Annotated in this window: 15 protein-coding genes; 5 read left to right on the top strand and 10 right to left on the bottom strand. The window is 74.7% G+C overall.

Translation table 11 applies throughout. From position 1 onward, the window contains the following. Positions 1 to 33: 33 nt before the first annotated feature. On the top strand, positions 34 to 2,256 hold the full coding sequence (locus H488_RS25380) for a heavy metal translocating P-type ATPase (protein ID WP_081615748.1): 2,223 nt from the start codon (positions 34 to 36) through the stop codon (positions 2,254 to 2,256). Positions 2,257 to 2,339: 83 nt separating this feature from the next. On the opposite strand, the gene H488_RS25375 is transcribed toward H488_RS25380, so the two are convergent. The 4 genes from H488_RS25375 to pdxR all read right to left on the bottom strand — a co-directional run bounded on the left by H488_RS25375 (position 2,340) and on the right by pdxR (position 5,469). After that, positions 2,340 to 2,531 carry a hypothetical protein gene (locus H488_RS25375; protein ID WP_017832953.1) on the bottom strand — a complete coding sequence of 64 codons (192 nt, stop codon included), beginning with the start codon at positions 2,529 to 2,531 and terminating at the stop codon, positions 2,340 to 2,342. Positions 2,532 to 2,750: 219 nt separating this feature from the next. Beyond that, positions 2,751 to 3,200, bottom strand: a complete 450-nt coding sequence (locus H488_RS25370) for a hypothetical protein (RefSeq protein ID WP_017832952.1) — start codon at positions 3,198 to 3,200, stop codon at positions 2,751 to 2,753. A 60-nt stretch (positions 3,201 to 3,260) separates the two neighbouring features. Then, the gene (locus tag H488_RS25365) at positions 3,261 to 3,851 is read right to left on the bottom strand and encodes a DUF308 domain-containing protein (RefSeq protein ID WP_017832951.1); all 591 of its coding nucleotides are present in this window, start codon (positions 3,849 to 3,851) and stop codon (positions 3,261 to 3,263) included. A 67-nt stretch (positions 3,852 to 3,918) separates the two neighbouring features. Continuing rightward, the gene (gene pdxR / locus H488_RS25360; RefSeq protein WP_017832950.1) at positions 3,919 to 5,469 is read right to left on the bottom strand and encodes a MocR-like pyridoxine biosynthesis transcription factor PdxR; all 1,551 of its coding nucleotides are present in this window, start codon (positions 5,467 to 5,469) and stop codon (positions 3,919 to 3,921) included. Positions 5,470 to 5,563: 94 nt separating this feature from the next. Here pdxR and pdxS point away from each other — a divergent pair, with 94 nt between their 5' ends. Together pdxS and pdxT are read left to right on the top strand one after the other, a co-directional pair. Next, positions 5,564 to 6,529 carry a pyridoxal 5'-phosphate synthase lyase subunit PdxS gene (gene pdxS / locus H488_RS37870; protein WP_017832949.1) on the top strand — a complete coding sequence of 322 codons (966 nt, stop codon included), beginning with the start codon at positions 5,564 to 5,566 and terminating at the stop codon, positions 6,527 to 6,529. Then, positions 6,526 to 7,128: a pyridoxal 5'-phosphate synthase glutaminase subunit PdxT gene (gene pdxT / locus H488_RS37865; protein WP_017832948.1), complete on the top strand. Its 603-nt coding sequence runs from the start codon at positions 6,526 to 6,528 to the stop codon at positions 7,126 to 7,128. Before pdxS ends, pdxT begins: the two co-directional genes overlap by 4 nt. A gap of 25 nt (positions 7,129 to 7,153) precedes the next feature. Here the strand turns inward: pdxT and H488_RS25345 are convergent, their stop codons facing one another. The 6 genes from H488_RS25345 to H488_RS25320 all read right to left on the bottom strand — a co-directional run bounded on the left by H488_RS25345 (position 7,154) and on the right by H488_RS25320 (position 13,539). Further along, entirely contained in the window at positions 7,154 to 8,038 is an 885-nt protein-coding gene (locus H488_RS25345; protein ID WP_017832947.1) for a TPM domain-containing protein, read from the bottom strand. A gap of 135 nt (positions 8,039 to 8,173) precedes the next feature. Beyond that, positions 8,174 to 9,067 carry a universal stress protein gene (locus H488_RS25340; protein WP_017832946.1) on the bottom strand — a complete coding sequence of 298 codons (894 nt, stop codon included), beginning with the start codon at positions 9,065 to 9,067 and terminating at the stop codon, positions 8,174 to 8,176. A 39-nt stretch (positions 9,068 to 9,106) separates the two neighbouring features. Continuing rightward, complete coding sequence (locus H488_RS25335) at positions 9,107 to 10,099, bottom strand: universal stress protein (RefSeq protein ID WP_031282733.1); 993 nt, start codon at positions 10,097 to 10,099, stop codon at positions 9,107 to 9,109. A gap of 50 nt (positions 10,100 to 10,149) precedes the next feature. Then, entirely contained in the window at positions 10,150 to 11,502 is a 1,353-nt protein-coding gene (locus H488_RS25330; RefSeq protein WP_017832944.1) for an MATE family efflux transporter, read from the bottom strand. Positions 11,503 to 11,576: 74 nt separating this feature from the next. Further along, complete coding sequence (locus H488_RS25325; RefSeq protein WP_017832943.1) at positions 11,577 to 13,034, bottom strand: benzaldehyde dehydrogenase; 1,458 nt, start codon at positions 13,032 to 13,034, stop codon at positions 11,577 to 11,579. Between the two features lie 127 nt (positions 13,035 to 13,161). Next, entirely contained in the window at positions 13,162 to 13,539 is a 378-nt protein-coding gene (locus tag H488_RS25320) for an RNA-binding S4 domain-containing protein (RefSeq protein WP_017832942.1), read from the bottom strand. Between the two features lie 291 nt (positions 13,540 to 13,830). Here H488_RS25320 and H488_RS25315 point away from each other — a divergent pair, with 291 nt between their 5' ends. Together H488_RS25315 and H488_RS25310 are read left to right on the top strand one after the other, a co-directional pair. Beyond that, the gene (locus H488_RS25315; RefSeq protein WP_017832941.1) at positions 13,831 to 14,679 is read left to right on the top strand and encodes an ABC transporter substrate-binding protein; all 849 of its coding nucleotides are present in this window, start codon (positions 13,831 to 13,833) and stop codon (positions 14,677 to 14,679) included. Between the two features lie 148 nt (positions 14,680 to 14,827). Beyond that, positions 14,828 to 16,807, top strand: coding sequence for a M13 family metallopeptidase (locus H488_RS25310; RefSeq protein ID WP_017832940.1), 1,980 nt, complete (start codon positions 14,828 to 14,830; stop codon positions 16,805 to 16,807). Positions 16,808 to 16,852 lie beyond the last annotated feature (45 nt).

Raw genomic sequence — 16,852 nt, 5'->3', positions numbered from 1 at the left:
ACCCTGCGCACCCTCGAGCTGGAGATCACGGGCATGACGTGCTCCTCTTGCGTCAGCCGGGTCGAGAAGAAGCTGGGCAGGCTCGACGGCGTCGACGCCTCCGTCAACCTCGCCCTCGAGACCGCCACCGTCCACGTCCCCGCGGGCGTGAGCGACGAGCAGGTCGTCGAGACGGTCGAGAAGGCCGGGTACGGGGCCGTCCTCAAGAACGCGCCCGGGGTCGACGACGCCGGCGGCCCGGACGGCTCCGACGCCATGACCCGGGTCGCCGGGCGCGAGGCGTCCTCGCTGCGCTCGCCCGAGTCCCTGCGCCGGCGCCTCCTCGTGGCGGCCGCGCTCTCCGTCCCGGTGTTCGTGATCTCGATGCTGCCCGGCTTCCAGTTCCCGCACTGGGGCTGGGTGGTCGCGGCCCTGAGCCTGCCGGTCGTGACGTGGGCCGCGTGGCCGTTCCACCGCTCGGCGGCGGTCAACGCCCGGCACCTGACCTCCACCATGGACACCCTCGTGTCCCTGGGCGTGTCCGCCGCGTACCTGTTCTCGCTGTGGAACCTGCTGCGCGAGCCCGGCATGACGGCCGGCGCGATGCTCGGCCACGCGATGGACATGAGCGGGCACCAGCTCTACTTCGAGACCGGCGCCCTGGTCACCGCGTTCCTGCTGCTGGGCCGCTACCTGGAGGCCCGGGCGAAGGCCCGCTCCGGCGAGGCGCTGCGCGCACTGCTGGAGCTCGGCGCGAAGGACGCGGTGGTCCTGCGGGACGGCGTGGAGACGAGCGTGCCCGCGGAGCAGCTGCGCCCGGGGGACCTGGTCGTCGTGCGCCCCGGCGAGAAGATCGCCGCCGACGGCGTGGTCGTGGACGGCCGCTCGGCCGTGGACACGTCCCTGCTCACCGGCGAGTCCCTCCCGGTGGAGGTGGAGGTCGGCGACACCGTCACCGGCGCCACGATCAACACCAACGGCCGGCTGCTGGTCGAGGCGACCCGCGTGGGCGCCGACACCACCCTGGCCCAGATGGGCCGGATGGTGTCCCGGGCGCAGGCGAGCAAGGCCCCCGTGGCACGGCTGGCCGACCGGATCTCCGGGGTCTTCGTCCCGGTCGTCCTGGTGATCGCCCTCGCCACGCTGGCCGGCTGGCTCCTGCTGACCGGGGACGTGAACGCGTCCTTCGTGGCCGCGGTCTCCGTGCTCGTGATCGCCTGCCCCTGCGCCCTCGGCCTGGCCACCCCCACGGCCCTGCTCACGGGCACGGGGCGCGGCGCGCAGCTGGGCATCCTGATCAAGGGCGCCGAGGTGCTCGAGGACACCCGCACCGTGGACACCGTGGTGCTGGACAAGACGGGCACCGTCACGAGCGGGCAGCTCTCCGTGGCGGCAGTGACGCCCGTGTCCGGGTACTCCCGGGACCAGGTGCTGGACCTCGCGGCCACCGTGGAGCAGCACTCCGAGCACCCCATCGCGCGGGCGGTGGCCGCGGCCACCCCGCACCGGTTCCCGGTCTCCGGGTTCGTCTCGGCCCCCGGCGGCGGCGTCCGCGCGCACGTGGCGGACGGGATGCACTCCCGCTCGGTGGTGGTCGGACGCACCACGTGGCTGTCCGAGAACGGCGTGCGCCTGGACGGCGCCCAGCTCGACGCGCTGCGCCGCGCCCAGGAGGGCGGGTTCACCACGATCCTCGTGGCCGTCGACGGGGCCCTCGTCGGCTTCGTCGACCTGCGCGACACCGTCAAGGACGACGCCCGCGAGGCGGTCGCCCGGCTCAAGGAGCTGGGCCTGCGGCCCATGCTGCTGACCGGCGACAACGAGCCCGTGGCCCGGGCCGTCGCCGCAGAGGCGGGCATCGCCGCCGAGGACGTCGTGGCCGACGTCAGCCCGGAGGGCAAGGTCGCGGTGGTCCGCGACCTCCAGGACGACGGCCGCGTGGTCGCCATGGTGGGCGACGGGGTCAACGACGCCGCGGCCCTGGCGCAGGCCGACCTCGGGATCGCGATGGGCGCCGGCACGGACGCGGCGATCGAGGCCGCGGACATCACGGTGGTGCGCAGCGACGTCGGGTCGGTGCCCACGGCCATCGCCCTGTCCCGCCGGACCCTGTCGATCATCAAGTCGAACCTGTTCTGGGCCTTCGCCTACAACACGGTGGCCATCCCCGTGGCCGCCGCGGGGCTGCTCAACCCCGTGATCGCGGGTGCCGCCATGGCCTTCAGCTCCGTGTTCGTGGTGCTGAACTCGCTGCGGCTGCGGAGCTTCGGCCGCTGAGCCCGCCGGACGCGACGACGCCCCGGGAAGGACCATCGGCCCTTCCCGGGGCGTCGTGCGTTGTGTCAGGCGCTGGTCCGGGGTCAGACGGAGCCCGGGTCGACCGGGCTCTCCTCGTTCTCCTCGAGCTCGGGCACCTCGGACTTGTGGTCCTCCTGGGCCACGTCCGTGGGGTCCTCGTCGGCGCCGTCCTCCTGCTGGTCGGCCATCCGCTGCTGGACCTTGCGCTCGAACTCCTCGTCGCCCTCGGTGGGCGGTTCCGGCTGCTGGCTCATGCTGGTTCCCGTCGTCCGGTCTCGAGCAGGGCGCGGGTTCGGGCCCTGCTGCTCAGGTGCCGTCCCAATCTACCCAGCGCCCGGCCGGACGCGACAGGGCTGTCCACCGGAGCGGGTCCCTCCCGGGAGCGGGCGCGGAGCGCGCAGGGCCCCGGAACGAGCGGGACCCCCGGGCGCGCGGGGTCCGGCTCGTTTGGGGGCCTCAGGCAGGCGGGATGCTCAGGCGCGCGGGGCGGGGCCGTCGTCGTCCGGGCCGTCCGCCGGGGCGGAGCCGTCGGCGGGGCGGCGGCCGAGGAGGTCCTCGCCCTCGGTGTCGGGCCGGACGCGCTGGCCGAACTCGGCCTCGCCGGGGGGCCGCGCGGCGGCCTGCCGCCGGGCCCGGGCCTCGGCGTAGAGCTTGGCCGAGGAGCGGTTGACGCCCGTGCCCGCGCCGAGGTGGGGGTCGTTGGGCTTCTCGACGATCATCAGCGTGGCGCTGATCACGAGCGTCACGATGAACGCGATGCCGGCGGCGATGAAGGCGAGGTCCAGGCGCAGGGCGTTGTCCGTGCCGCCGCTGGCGAAGATGCCCACGGCGACGAACGCGATCGCCGCGAGCACGGCGGACAGGATCAGGGGGCCCTTGACGTCGGCCCGGAAGCCGCCTCTCGAGCCCTTGCGCTGTGCCACTGGTCCTCCTCGTGAGCTGATGTCCCCGGCGGGCCGGGGCCTGCCGTGCGGTAGCCCAGTCTACGCGGTCCCGGCGGGGGCCCGTCCCCGGCGGTCCTCGTGCCGGAGCGTGAGGGCGGCCAGCAGGTGGGTGACGCCGATGACCACCGCGGCGGCCCCCACCACCCCGAAGAGCGCCTTGGGGCCGAGGTCCACCACCAGGACGAGACCGGTGGCGGCGAGGACCGTGACCAGCCCGGCGATGGTCCAGTCGCGGCCCAGCGGGAAGGTCGTGCGGAACTTCAGCCCGAGCGCCAGCTCCGTGAGCCCGGCCAGGCCCATGATGGACGCCGCGTAGACCACGAGCCACGCGGGGGTGTCGGCGCCGAGGATCGTGAAGACCCCGCCCAGGAGGTACAGCACGCCGTAGGACTGCGGGATCTGCCGGGTGGGGCCCATGTCCACGTGGTCGTTGCCGTTGAGGCGCAGCTGCAGGAGCACGCTCGCCGCGCCCGTGAGCACGAGGTACAGCCCCACGCCCCAGGCCACCACGGGCAGCGTCGGCTCCTGCCAGAACACGGTCACGGCGCCGAACACCAGCGCCACGAGCGCGCGCAGCAGCGTGGGCGCGAACAGGTCGCGGTGGATGCCGGTGCTCGGGTCGGGGTTCACGGTGCGCCTTTCGGGAACGTGCTCGCGGGAGGGCCCCGGCGGGGAGACCCCCGGGGCACCGGCCAGTCTAGCGACCGCGTGCGGGGCAGGGCGCCGAGAGCACCCGGGCCAGGACCGCGAGGGCGTCCGGCAGGGCGTCCCCCTCCGGGGCGGCACCGGTGGCGCCGAAGCCGACGACGACGCCGCGGCGGCCGCCCCCCGCGCCGTGCGCCCAGTACGAGCCCAGCGCCGCCACCCGCACGCCCGCGGCCGCGGCCCGATCCACGACGTCCTGCTCCGCCAGGGGCACCTCCCCGGTGAACTCGAGGACGGCGTGCAGCCCCCCGTCCATGGGCACGGCCCGCACCCCGTGGACCCCGGCGAGGGCCGCGGTGAGCAGGTCCCGCCGGCGCCGGTACTCCCGCCGCATCCGAGCGGTGTGCCGGCGCAGGCCGCCGTCGGCCAGGAAACGGGCCATGGCGTCCTGGGCGACCGCGGAGGCCGGGTTGCCGAGGTCCGTGCGCAGCCGCAGCAGGTCCTCCCGGAGGGCGGGCGGGGCCAGCAGGTAGCCGACCCCCAGCCCGGGCGCGAGGACCTTGGTGAAGGAGCCCAGCGTGGCCACGTGGCCGCCGGCGCCGAGCAGCCGGCCGGGGGCGGGGGGCTCCGGGACGGCGCCCGGGGCGTGGTCGAGGGAGGACAGCGCGGGCAGCGGCTCGCCCACGTAGCGCAGCTCGGAGTCGTAGTCGTCCTCCACGATCAGCGCGTCGTGGGCGCGCGCCCAGCCGAGCAGCTCGAGCCGGCGGGCGGCGGGCATCGACGCCCCGAGGGGGTACTGGTGGCTGGGGGTGACGATCACGGCGTCCGGGGGCCGCTCGATCTCCCACTCCCCCGGGCCGGCCCACGCCCCGGACGGCAGCCGGGCGGGGTCGAGGCCCTGGTCGTCGATCGGCACCGGCAGCACCTCGTGGCCGAGCCGCTCCGGCACCCGGCGCAGCGAGGGGTAGCCGGGGTCCTCGACGGCGACGCGCAGCCCGCGGCCCGCGTGGCCGCCGAGCACCGCGAGCAGCAGCTGGAGCCCGTCCCGCGCGCCCGCCGTGACGAAGAGGTCCTCGGGGTCCCGGACCACGCCGCGCATCAGCCGCAGGTGCTCGGCGATCTGCTCGCGCAGCGGCTCCGAGCCCTGGGGCGGGGGCGCCCCCGTGCCGGCGGCGGCCGCGGCGTCCCGCCACGCGGCGCGCCACTGCGGGGTGGCCAGCCGTCCGGTGTCGGGCCGGCCGGGCGTGAGGTCGATCATGGGCCGCTCCCGGGTCCGGCGCCGCGGCGCCGCGGCCGGGCGGGGGCCGGGCCGGGCCGCCGGGGGCTCCGTGCGGGAGCGGGCCAGATCGGGGTGGACCACCGTGGCGCCGTTGGTCGCGTGCAGATAGCCCTCGCCGTGGAGCTGGTCGTAGGCGGTGACCACGGAGCCCCGCGAGATCCCCAGCCGGGCGGCGAGCCCGCGGGTGGAGGGCAGCGCGTCCCCCGGGCGCAGGGTCCCGGAGACCACCAGCTCCCGCAGCTGCTGGACGAGCTGGGCGGGCAGCGGCGCGGGATCGGCCCGGTCCACGCGCACGGGCAGCTCGACGTCGTGCGGGTGGCGCACGGTCCGCTCCTCTCCCTCGGAATTCCTGTGGTCCAACAGATTCTATCGATGGTGGACCTGTCGGTGGACCACTTCCGGCCGCAGGATGGACTCCATGACCGATCTGCAGACTGCCCATGCCCAGAACCCCGCCGGCGGCACCACCCGCCCCACCGCCTCGGACGCGACCCCGCTGACCGGCTCCCCGCTCGTCAAGCGCGGCCTCGCCGACATGCTCAAGGGCGGCGTCATCATGGACGTCGTCACCGCCGAGCAGGCCCGCATCGCCGAGGACGCCGGCGCCGTGGCCGTGATGGCCCTCGAGCGCGTGCCTGCCGACATCCGCGCCCAGGGCGGCGTGGCCCGCATGTCCGACCCCGACCTGATCGAGGGCATCCAGGCCGCCGTCTCCATCCCCGTCATGGCGAAGGTGCGCATCGGCCACTTCGTGGAGGCGCAGGTGCTCGAGCACCTGAAGGTCGACTACATCGACGAGTCCGAGGTCCTCTCCCCCGCCGACTACGTCAACCACATCGACAAGCAGCGCTTCACCGTCCCGTTCGTGTGCGGGGCCACCAACCTGGGCGAGGCCCTGCGCCGGCTCGCCGAGGGCGCCGCGATGATCCGCTCCAAGGGCGAGGCCGGCACCGGCGACGTCTCCGAGGCCACCAAGCACATCCGCACCATCCGCGGGCAGATCGCCGAGCTGCAGGCCCTCTACCGGATCTCCCCCGACGCCCTCTACGTGAAGGCGAAGGAGCTCGCGGCCTCCTACGACATCGTCCTCGAGGTCGCCCGCACCGGGAAGCTGCCGGTCGTGCTGTTCACCGCCGGCGGCGTGGCCACCCCCGCAGACGCCGCCATGATGATGCAGCTCGGTGCCGACGGCGTGTTCGTGGGCTCCGGGATCTTCAAGTCCGGCAACCCCGCGGCCCGGGCGCAGGCCATCGTGAAGGCCACCGCCTACTTCGACGACCCCGAGAAGATCGCCGAGGCCTCCCGCGGGCTCGGCGAGGCGATGGTCGGCATCAACGTGGGCGACCTCCCGGCCCCGCACCGGCTCGCGGAGCGCGGCTGGTGAGTTCCGCGCCCCGCGTGGGCGTCCTCGCCCTCCAGGGCGGGGTCGCCGAGCACGCCGCGATGCTGCGGGAGCTGGGCGCCGAGCCCGTGCTCGTGAAGACGGCCGAGCAGCTCGCCGGGCTGGACGCGATCGTCCTGCCCGGCGGGGAGTCCTCCACCGTGGACCGGCTGCTGCGCCTGTTCGGGCTGCGGGAGCCGCTGCGGGACGCCGTGCTCGGCGGCCTGCCCACGCTGGGCACGTGCGCCGGCCTCATCCTGCTCGCGTCCGGCATCGAGGACCCAGCCCCCGGCCAGCAGACCCTCGAGGTCCTGGACGTCACCGTGGCCCGCAACGCGTTCGGACCCCAGACGGCCTCCGAGGAGGTCGTGCTCGCGTGGGGCCGCGGCGGGGACGTGGTGCGCGCGGCCTTCATCCGCGCCCCCGCGGTGACCCGCGTCGGCGAGGGCGTCGAGGTCCTCGCCCGGCACCGGGGCGAGGTGGTCGCGGTGGCGAGCGGCGCCGTCGTCGGCATCTCGTTCCACCCCGAGCTGACCGGGGAGACCACGGTGCACCGGCACCTGCTCTCCCTCGTGGCCGCCCGGCGCGGACTCCCCGCCTGAGCCGCCCCGCCCCGTGCGGGGCGGCTCAGTAGCTGCCGGACGCCCCGCCGCCGGTGAATCCGCCGCCCCCGCCGAACGAGGAGCCGCCCTGCCCGTCCCCGCTCGTGCCTCCGCCCGAGCCGCCGGAGTACAGCCCCGGGTTGGCCAGGTAGAGCGGGAGCCACACGGCCGGGTTCGTGACGGCGTCCGGCTTGCGGTGGTGGTAGCGGTACGTCCGGTACGCCGCGTGCTGCTCCTCGGTGAGCCGCAGCTCCGGGTCGCGCTGCCGGGCCGCCCGCAGCTCCTCGTCGGCGATCCGGCGCCGGCGGCGGAGGTCCGCGGCGATCCACCACGCCACCAGCACGCCGACCAGGCCGAAGCCGCCCGCGACCCAGCCGAGCAGGGCCCAGTCGAAGGGCTCCCGCGGCGGCTCCCCGCCCTGCGCGTAGACGTGGATCTGCTCGACGGCCTCGCCGAGGCCCTGCGCGTAGCGCTCGTCCGCGAAGGCCGGCGCCAGCACGTCCTCCACCACGCGTTCCGCCTCGTCGTCCGAGAACCGCTCGCGCACCCCGTCCGCGGTCTCGATCCGCAGCTCCCGGTCCCCGGTGGCGGCGACCACGAGCACGCCGTTGTCCGCCCCGGCGTCGCCCACCTCCCAGGCGGTGGCGACCTCGCGGGCGTAGTCCTCGATCGACCCGGTCGCCTCCTCCACCGTGAGCACGGCGACGCGTGCCGCGTCCGTGCCGGCCCCGCGGTCCTCGATCAGGGCGTCGAGCTGCTGCTCCTGCGCGTCCGTCAGGACGCCGGCGGAGTCCAGGACGTTGGACCCGGCCGGCCGGGCGGGGACCTCCACCGGGTCCGCCGCCCCGCCCGAGCACCCGGTGAGCGCGGCGAGGGCCAGGGCGGTCGCGGCGAGTGCTATGCGGTCCACGGTGTGCTCCCGTCCGTCCGCGGGCGCTCCGCGGGCTCGTCCCCAGGATGGCCCGCCGGCACCGCTCGGCGGATCCGCCCGCAGGAGGAGCCCCCGGTCCTGGACGGGCGGGGGCTCCTCCTGCGGGCGGACGGGTCAGCTCTTCCGGCGGGCCGGGACCACCATCACGGGACCCTCGCCCTCCTGCAGCACGGCCTGGGAGACGGAGCCCATGAGCAGCCCGCGGAACCCGCCGTAGCCGCGGCTGCCGACCACCACGAGCTCCGCCGACCGCCCGGCCTCCACGAGCTGGTCCGCCGGCTGGCCGGAGAAGACGAACGTCTCGACGTCCAGCTCCGGGTGGTCCTCCCGGACCGACTCCGCCACCTGGTCCACGAGGGACTGGGCGGGCTCGGTGAGCTGCTCGCGCACGGCCCGGTCCAGGTCCGCGGAGCCCGTCGGCATGCTCATGGCCTCCGGCACCACGGTGACCAGCGCCAGGCCCGCGCCGTGCCGTGCGGCGTACCGCCCGGCCGCCAGGACGGCCGGGTTGTCCCGGCCGAGCCGGTCCACGCCGACCACCACGCGGCCCGCGAAGGGGCCGGTCGCCCCGCGGGCGTCCCGTGCCCGCGGGTCCCAGCGGTCCGGGAGGACGATCACGGGGCACTTCGCGTGCGCCGCCGCCGCGGCCGTGACCGATCCGAGGCGGCCCCGCACCCCGCGCCGGCCCCGGCGGCCGAGCACCAGGGACGCGGCGTCCTCCGACTCGTGCACCAGCACCCCGGCCGCGTCACCGCGCTCGACGACCGCGACCGCGGTGACGCCGGCGTCCCGGGCCCGGATGACGGCGGCGGCGGCGACCTTGTCCGCCTCCTCCTCGATCGCCTCCAGGAACGGCCCGTAGAGACTGGGGTCCACGGCGACGGGCCGGCCCATGGAGACCACCACCCTGAGCTCGCCGGCGAGGGTACCGGCCTCCTGGATCGCCCAGTCCAGGGCCCGTTCGCTGTTCTCGGAGCCGTCGTAGCCGACGACGATCTGTTCCGGCATGGGGTGCCGCCTCCTGGTCTCGCCGTGGGGGTGGGGTGCTCAGGGGCGGTGCGCGGGCACCACCATGACCGGGCCGGTGGCGTTCTCCAGCACCGCCTGGGAGACCGAGCCGAGCAGCAGCCCCCGGAAGCCGCCGATGCCGCGGGAGCCCACCACGACCATGTCCGCGGAGTGCGTGGCGTTCATCAGGATGCGGGCGGGCCGGCCCACGAAGATGTGGTGCTCGACCGTCAGCTCGGGGTGCTGCGCGGCGATCTCGTCGGAGATCTGGGTGAGCTTCTGGTCCGCCTCGTGGAAGTACCGGGCCTGGTTGAACTCGTCCTGGAACCAGGAGGGCGTGCCGGACAGGGCCCCGTTCACGGAGACCAGCGCCAGGGCCTTGCCGTGCTCCTGGGCGTAGGCCACGGCCTTGCCCAGCGCCGGGCTGCGGGAGCCGAGGGCGTCCAGGCCCACGACCACCCGGCCGGTGAAGTCGATCTGGTCGGCCTTGACCGGCCCGTCGGCCTCGAGCGCGAAGTCGCCCGCGCTGCCGCCGCGCCGCTCGGGGTGCCGTTCGGGGCTCCGGCTCTCGGCGGCCTCGGGGACGATGATCACCGGGCACTTCGCGTGCGCGGCGACCGCCGCGGACACCGAGCCCAGCCGGCCGCGCAGCGCGCCGCCGCGGCCGCGCTTGCCCATGACCACGAGCGCGGCCTCGCCCGACTGCTCCACGACGGCCTTGGCGGCGTCCCCGCCCGCCTCCACGACCTCGACGGGCAGCCCCGCCTGCTCCACGGTCTGCCGGGCCTCGGCCAGGTGGCCGGCGTTCTCCTTCATCACGGCCTCGGTGAACCGCATCTCGAGGCCGGGGTCCCCGACCCCGATGACCGGATAGGCGCCGAGCAGGCGCACGGTCAGGTCCTGGGCGCGGGCCTCCTCGAGGGCGCGCTCGAGCGCGTGGCGGGCCTGGTCGGATCCGTCGATGCCGACGAGCACGACGTTGTGCCCGGAGTCGGCGGTGGGCTGGTTCTCTGCGCGAGGATCACTGTTCATGTCTGCATCGTAGGTGATCCGCCCCACAACACCGGGTGCGCTCCGGGTTGTTACCGTGCGTTCCGGAGCAGCCAGGAGTCGCCGTGGGCCCGCAGCCCCAGGGTCAGGGCCCGGGCCCCCAGGTAGCCGCCGGCGTAGGCGGTCCACAGCCACACGAACCCTCCGGTCCCCGTCCCGGCGGAGTGCGCCACGAGCAGCAGCAGCGGGGCGTAGACCGCCAGGTTGAGCACTCCGGCCACCGCGAGGTAGCGGGCGTCCCCGGCCCCGATGAGCACCCCGTCCAGGACGAAGACGTAGGCGGCCAGCGGCTGGCCGACCGCCACCACCAGCAGGGCCGCGGCGAACAGGGCCTGCACCGCGGGATCGGGGCTGAGCATGAACCCCAGCCGGGTGCCGACCAGGGCCACCAGGAGGCCCGTGACCACGCCGAAGCCGAGCCCCCACAGGACCAGCCGGTTCATGAGGGCCCGGACCGCCCGCCGCTGCACGGGGTCGGTCACGTCCCGCGCCCCCATGTCCCGGCCCAGCAGCGCCTGCGCCGCGATGGCGAGGGCGTCGAGGGCGTAGGCCAGGAAGTTGAAGAACGTCATCACGAGCTGGTGCGCGGCGAGGTTCTGGGCGCCCTGTCCCGTGACCACCAGGACGGTCGCGAGGATCGCGACCCGCAGGGAGACGGTGCGCAGCATGAGCCAGGAGCCCACCGTGAGGTGCGAGCGCAGCCGGGGCCACGTGGTCGAGGGCCCCACACCGTGCTCGCGGGCGAGCCGGCGGAGGATCCGCAGGTACGCCAGTGCCATGGCCCACTGCACGGCGCTCGTGCCGATCGCCGCGCCGGCCACCCCCAGGCCCGCCCCGTGCACGAGCAGGAGGTTGAGCCCCGCGTTGGCCGCGGCCCCGACCCCGGCGATGAGCAGCGGGGTCCTGGTGTCCTGGAGGCCGCGGAGCACACCGGTGGCCGCGAGCACCAGGAGCATGGCGGTCAGTCCGGGCAGGGACCAGTGCAGGTAGACGACGGCGTGCTCCAGGACCTCGCCGCCCGCGCCCATCAGCGCCAGCAGCGGCCGGCCCAGCGCCCAGCCCGCCGCGGACAGGAGCAGGCCGAACCCCGCGGCCACCCACAGCCCGTCCCGGCCCACCGCCACGGCCTCCTGGAGCCGGCCCGCCCCGAGGTGCCGGGCCACCGCAGGGGTGGTGCTGTAGGCGAGGAAGACCATGAGCCCCACGACCGTCTGCAGGACGGCCGCGGCCACGCCCACGCCGGCGAGCTGGGGGGTGCCGAGGTGGCCGACGATCGCGGAGTCCGCCAGCAGGAACAGCGGCTCGGCCACGAGCGCCCCGAAGGCGGGGACGGCCAGGGCCAGGATCTGCCGGTTGAGGCCGCGGGGGCGGGAGGTCGTCGTCACCGGTCCAGGCTACCGACGACCTCCCGCCCCCGCGGCGCACCCCCGGACGGGACGCGGCCCGGGAGCGGCGGTGCTCAGAAGGGGTAGTGCGGGACGTCCGGGCTGATCGTGATCCACTGCGTCTCGGTGAACGCGTCGATGTTGGCGGTCGGCCCGCCGAACCGGGAGCCGGTGCCGGAGGCGCCCATGCCGCCGAAGGGGGCGTTGGCCTCGTCGGCGACCGTCATCTCGTTGATGTGGATCTTGCCGGAGCGGATCCTGTCGGCGATCTTCATGGCCTCGCCGACGTCCCCGACGATGGACACCGAGAGCCCGTACTCGGAGGCGTTGGCGAACTCCACCGCCTCCTCCGCGCTGGACACCTTCATCACGGGCGCCACCGGCCCGAAGATCTCGTCCTTCCAGGCCGTCATCTCGTGGGTCAGCTCGGAGAGCACCGTGGGCCGGTAGAACAGGCCCTCGTGGGACCCCCCGGCCACCACCCGGGCGCCGGCGATGGCGGTCTCCTGCACGATCGCGTCGATGGCCTTGAGCTGGCGCTCGTCGATGATCGGACCGAGGTGCACGGGTCCGCCGGAGGGGTCCCCGACCACCAGGGCCTCCGCCTTCGCCGCGAGCTTGTCCACGTACTCGTCGTGCAGGTCCTCGTGCACCAGGTGGCGCCCGGTGGTCATGCAGATCTGTCCCTGGTGGAAGAAGGAGCCCATCGCCCCGACCCCCGCGGCCAGGTCCACGTCCGCGCCGGGCAGGACGATGACCACGTTGTTGCCGCCCAGCTCGAGGTGGGCGCGCTTGAGGTGCTGCGCCGCCGCGGCGCCCACGTGCCGGCCGGCGGCCGTGGACCCGGTGAAGGACACGACGTTCACGTGCGGGGCCTCGACCGTGGCGGCCCCGACGTCACCGCCGCCGGGCAGCAGCTGCAGGACGCCGGGCGGCAGCCCGGCCTCCTCGAAGACGCGCATGATGAGCGCGCCGCCGGTGACCGAGGTGCGGGGGTCCGGCTTGAGCAGCACCGCGTTGCCCAGGGCCAGGGCGGGGGCCACGGAGCGGATCGAGAGGATCAGCGGGAAGTTGAACGGCGAGATCACGGAGACCACCCCGACCGGCACCCGGCGGGACAGCGACCAGTGCGGGGCGTCGGAGGGCAGGTACTCCCCGTGCGGGTGGCTCGGCAGCGCCGAGGACTCGTAGCACTCCGCGGCCGCGACCGAGGCCTCCAGCCCGGCCTTGGGCTGGATCGCCCCGGTCTCCCGGACCACCCAGTCCATGACCTCCTCGGCGTGCTCCTCGAACAGCAGGCCGGCGCGCCGCAGCACCGCGGCGCGCTCGGAGGGCTTCAGCGCCGCCCACTCCTTCTGGGCCGCCGCGGCCTTCTCGGCCGCCTCGTACACGTCCTCGGGGGAGGCGAAGCCGATCTGCCCCAGCGTCTCGTCCGTCGACGGGTTCGTGACGTCCTCGGTGCCGCCGCGGCCGTCGCGCCATCCGTTGACGTAGATCTTTCCGGTCCACACCGATGTGTCCAGCAGTGCCATGGGTCGAACTCCTCGGGTTCCGGCCGCGGGTCGGACCGCCGGACGGCGGGGTGACCCACGGCACACGTGCAGTGCGGATTATTCTGCGCCTTCCTGGGAGCGCGCACGGAACGCCGCGCGGGCGCCGTCACAGCCCCCGGAGGCGGTCCATCTCCCGGCGATCCTTCTTGGTGGGCCGCCCGGTGCCCCGGTCCCGCCGCGGGACCGCGGCGTGCAGCGCTGGGGGCGGGGGCGGGCTGTGGTCGACGTAGGCCTTCGCCGCGACCGGCGCCCCGACGCGCTTGGTCAGCAGCTGCACCACCTCCAGGACCTGTTCGTGACCGGGGCGGCGCACGGCCACCCGCTGGCCGGGCCGCACCGGCTGGGCGGCCTTGACCGAGGTGCCGTCGATCTTCACGTGGCCGGCACGGCACGCGGCCGTGGCGGCGGAGCGGGTCTTGAACACGCGCACCGCCCACAGCCACACGTCCACGCGCACGCTCGCGGGGGCCTGCGGCGCGGTCATCGCGCGCCCCGGTCGCTGCGGCGCTGGTCCTCGGTGCGGGTCATGGGGCCATTGTGCCGAATCCGCCGAGCACGGCCGACGCCGGACGGCTCCGCCGCGGCCGCCCGGGCGCGCCGCACCGGAGGTGTCGCCCGGAGTGGGGACAATGAATTGACTACCGACCAGTGGTGTGCAACATCCCGGCAACGCGCGAACACCTACACTGAGGCACATTCACCGGCGGGCCGCGCACCGGGCACGACGCCGTGCAGCCGACGGCGGACCGCCACCTCCCGAGGGAAGGACAGATCCATGAAGAGCAGGTTCCACGGGGCAGCGACCCTGTCCGTGCTGGCCGTCTCCGCGCTGGCCCTGAGCGCGTGCACGAGCACCGACGACGGCGGGGACGCCGCCGGCGGCGACACGAGCGCGAACGGCGGGGAGATCAGCCTGATCACCCCGGGCACCCTCACGGTGTGCTCGGACATCCCCTACCGCCCCTTCGAGTTCACGGAGGGCGGGGAGACCGTCGGCTTCGACATCGACCTGGTGAACAACATCGCCGAGGACATGGGGGTCGAGACGGAGTTCCTCCGCACCTCCTTCGAGGGCATCCAGTCGGGTGTGGCCCTGGACTCGAACCAGTGCGACCTCGCGGCCTCCGGGATGACCATCAACGAGGAGCGCGAGTCCGTCATGGACTTCTCCGAGCCCTACCTCGACGACAACCTCGCGCTGCTGGTCGCCCCGGACGCCGACATCGACTCGGTGGCCGACGTCCAGGGCAAGCGCGTGGGCGTGCAGCAGGCCACCACGGGCGAGACCCAGGCCCAGGAGAACAACGCCGAGGTCGTGCAGTACGAGGACTCGGCCCTGATGATCCAGGGGCTCAACACCGGTGACGTCGAGGCCGTCATCGGCAACATCTCCGTGATGGGTCCGGCCATCACGGACAACCCGGAGCTGCGCCTGGTCGAGGAGATCGAGACCGGTGAGCAGCTGGGCCTCGCCGTGAAGACCGACAACACGGCCCTGCTCGAGCAGGTCAACGAGTCGTTGGCGACCATGCGGGAGGACGGCACCCTCGAGGAGCTCGAGGGCAAGTGGCTGGGCACCGGCGAGGCGGCAGGGTCCGAGAGCCCGGAGCCGGCCGCGAGCTGACCCGTCGTCGCCCCCGGTCCACGGGGGTGACGAGCAGCACGGCCGCCGTGGCCCGCGCGAAGCGGGCCGCGGCGCCGTCGTCCGCAGGCTGGAGCCGGGCGGACGCCCCCGCGCCCTCCGCCCCGCCACGACGACAGGGGAAGCTCCCGTGACCACCGACTCCGGCCTCGAGCTGCAGCACGTCCATCCCGGCGTCCGGCCGCAGGACGACCTGTACCGCCACGTCAACGGCGGCTGGATCGAGGCGCACGAGCTGCCGGACGACCGTGCGTTCGACGGCGCCTCCGCGATCCTCACCGACCGGAACACGCAGCGGGTGCACGAGATCGTGCAGGAGGCGCCCGCCGGGTCGCGGATGGGGGCGCTGTACCGGTCCTTCCTCGACGAGGCGCAGATCGAGCGCCGCGGCCTGGCCGCCCTGGACCCGGACCTCGCGGTGCTCGACGCCGCCCGGGGCCGGGAGGGGCTCGCCCGCGCCTCGGCCGCCCTGCACCGCACCGGCGTGGACGGGCCGCTGTCCTTCTTCGTGGAGAACGACTCCCGGGACTCCTCCCGCTACTCCTTCTTCCTGCGCCAGGACGGGCTGTCCCTGCCCACGGACAGCTACTACACGGACCCGCAGCACGAGCGGCTGCGCACGGCGTTCACCGCCCACGTCGCGGCGATGCTCGAGCTCGCGGGCCTGCCGGCCCGCTGGGGCGTGCCCGCCGGGGACGCCGCGGCGACCGTGCTCGCCATGGAGACGCAGCTCGCCGCCGCCCACTGGGACACCGTCTCCGCACGGGACGTCGAGGAGATGTACAACCCCGTGGACGTGGCCGGCCTGGAGGCCATGGCGCCCGGCTTCCCGTGGACGGCGTGGCTCGAGGGCACCGCCCCGGAGCGCGGCGCGGGGATCTTCGACCGGGTCATCGTGCGCCAGCCCTCCTTCGTGGCGCAGCTGGGCCGGCTGTGGCAGGTGTGGTCCGAGGAGCAGATCCGGATCTGGCAGTCGTGGCGGATCGTGTCCAAGCGCGCCCCGTTCCTGCCCCGGCCGTTCGTCGAGGAGAACTTCCGCTTCTACAGCACCGCCCTGTCCGGGATCACCCGCCCCCGCGAGCGCTGGAAGCGGGCCGAGTTCCTGGTCACCCGGATCCTCGGCGACGACGTGGCGCGCGAGTACGTGGCCCGCTGGTTCCCGCCGGCGCACAAGGCCCGGGTGGAGCAGCTCGTGGCGCACCTGCTGGCCGCGTACCGGGAGCGGATCTCGCGGCTCGAGTGGATGTCGGAGGCCACCCGGGCCCGCGCCCTGGAGAAGCTGTCCACGTTCACGGTCAAGGTCGGCTACCCGGAGACCTGGCGGGACTACTCCTCCCTGGAGCCGGACCCCGAGGACCTGCTCGGCAACGTCCGGGCGGGGCTGGCGCTGGAGCACGACCGCACCGTCGGGAAGATGGGCACCCCCGTGGACCGCGGCGAGTGGTTCCTCTACCCCCACTGGGTCAACGCCTACTTCCACCCCGTGCTCAACGAGGTGGTCTTCCCCGCCGGGATCCTGCAGCCGCCGTTCTTCGACATCGAGGCCGACGACGCCGTGTGCTACGGCGCGATCGGCTCCGTGATCGGCCACGAGATCGGCCACGGCTTCGACGACCAGGGCGCCAAGTACGACGCCCTGGGCCACCTGGAGAACTGGTGGACGGACGAGGACCGGGCGGAGTTCGCCCGCCGCACCGCCGCGCTCGTCGCCCAGTACGACGGCTGCACGCCGCGCGGGCTGGACCCGGCCCGGCACCGCGTCAGCGGGGCCTTCACGGTGGGCGAGAACATCGGGGACCTGGGCGGGCTGGAGATCGCCCTGGTGGCCTACCGGATGTCCCTGGCCGAGCGGGGCCTGGACCAGGACAGCGCGCCGGTGCTCGACGGCCTGACCGGCGCGGAGCGCTTCTTCTACGCCTACGCGGCGCTGTGGCGCTCGACCGCCCGGGAGCAGGAGCTGGTCAACCGGCTGGCCACCGACCCGCACGCCCCGGAAGAGTTCCGCTGCAACCGGGTGGTGCAGAACATGTTCGCGTTCCACGACACCTTCGGCACCCGCCCCGGCGACGGCCTGTGGCTGCCCCCGGAGGAGCGCGTCAACATCTGGTGACCGCCCCCTCCCCCCCCCTTTTCGCCCATGTTTTTAAAGCTCTGC

This window comes from Kocuria sp. UCD-OTCP, from assembly GCF_000349605.1.
Taxonomy (GTDB): domain Bacteria; phylum Actinomycetota; class Actinomycetes; order Actinomycetales; family Micrococcaceae; genus Kocuria; species Kocuria rosea.
This window is presented reverse-complemented; position numbering and strand designations above follow the sequence as displayed.

What these genes read in the sequence shown, in the direction of transcription:
- H488_RS25380 (WP_081615748.1), top strand. Translation starts at nt 34, where the DNA reads ATGACGTGCTCCTCTTGCGTCAGCCGGGTCGAGAAGAAGCTGGGCAGG.
- H488_RS25375 (WP_017832953.1), bottom strand. Translation starts at nt 2,531, where the DNA reads ATGAGCCAGCAGCCGGAACCGCCCACCGAGGGCGACGAGGAGTTCGAG.
- pdxS (WP_017832949.1), top strand. Translation starts at nt 5,564, where the DNA reads ATGACCGATCTGCAGACTGCCCATGCCCAGAACCCCGCCGGCGGCACC.
- H488_RS25340 (WP_017832946.1), bottom strand. Translation starts at nt 9,067, where the DNA reads ATGCCGGAACAGATCGTCGTCGGCTACGACGGCTCCGAGAACAGCGAA.
- H488_RS25335 (WP_031282733.1), bottom strand. Translation starts at nt 10,099, where the DNA reads ATGAACAGTGATCCTCGCGCAGAGAACCAGCCCACCGCCGACTCCGGG.
- H488_RS25325 (WP_017832943.1), bottom strand. Translation starts at nt 13,034, where the DNA reads ATGGCACTGCTGGACACATCGGTGTGGACCGGAAAGATCTACGTCAAC.
- H488_RS25320 (WP_017832942.1), bottom strand. Translation starts at nt 13,539, where the DNA reads ATGACCGCGCCGCAGGCCCCCGCGAGCGTGCGCGTGGACGTGTGGCTG.
- H488_RS25315 (WP_017832941.1), top strand. Translation starts at nt 13,831, where the DNA reads ATGAAGAGCAGGTTCCACGGGGCAGCGACCCTGTCCGTGCTGGCCGTC.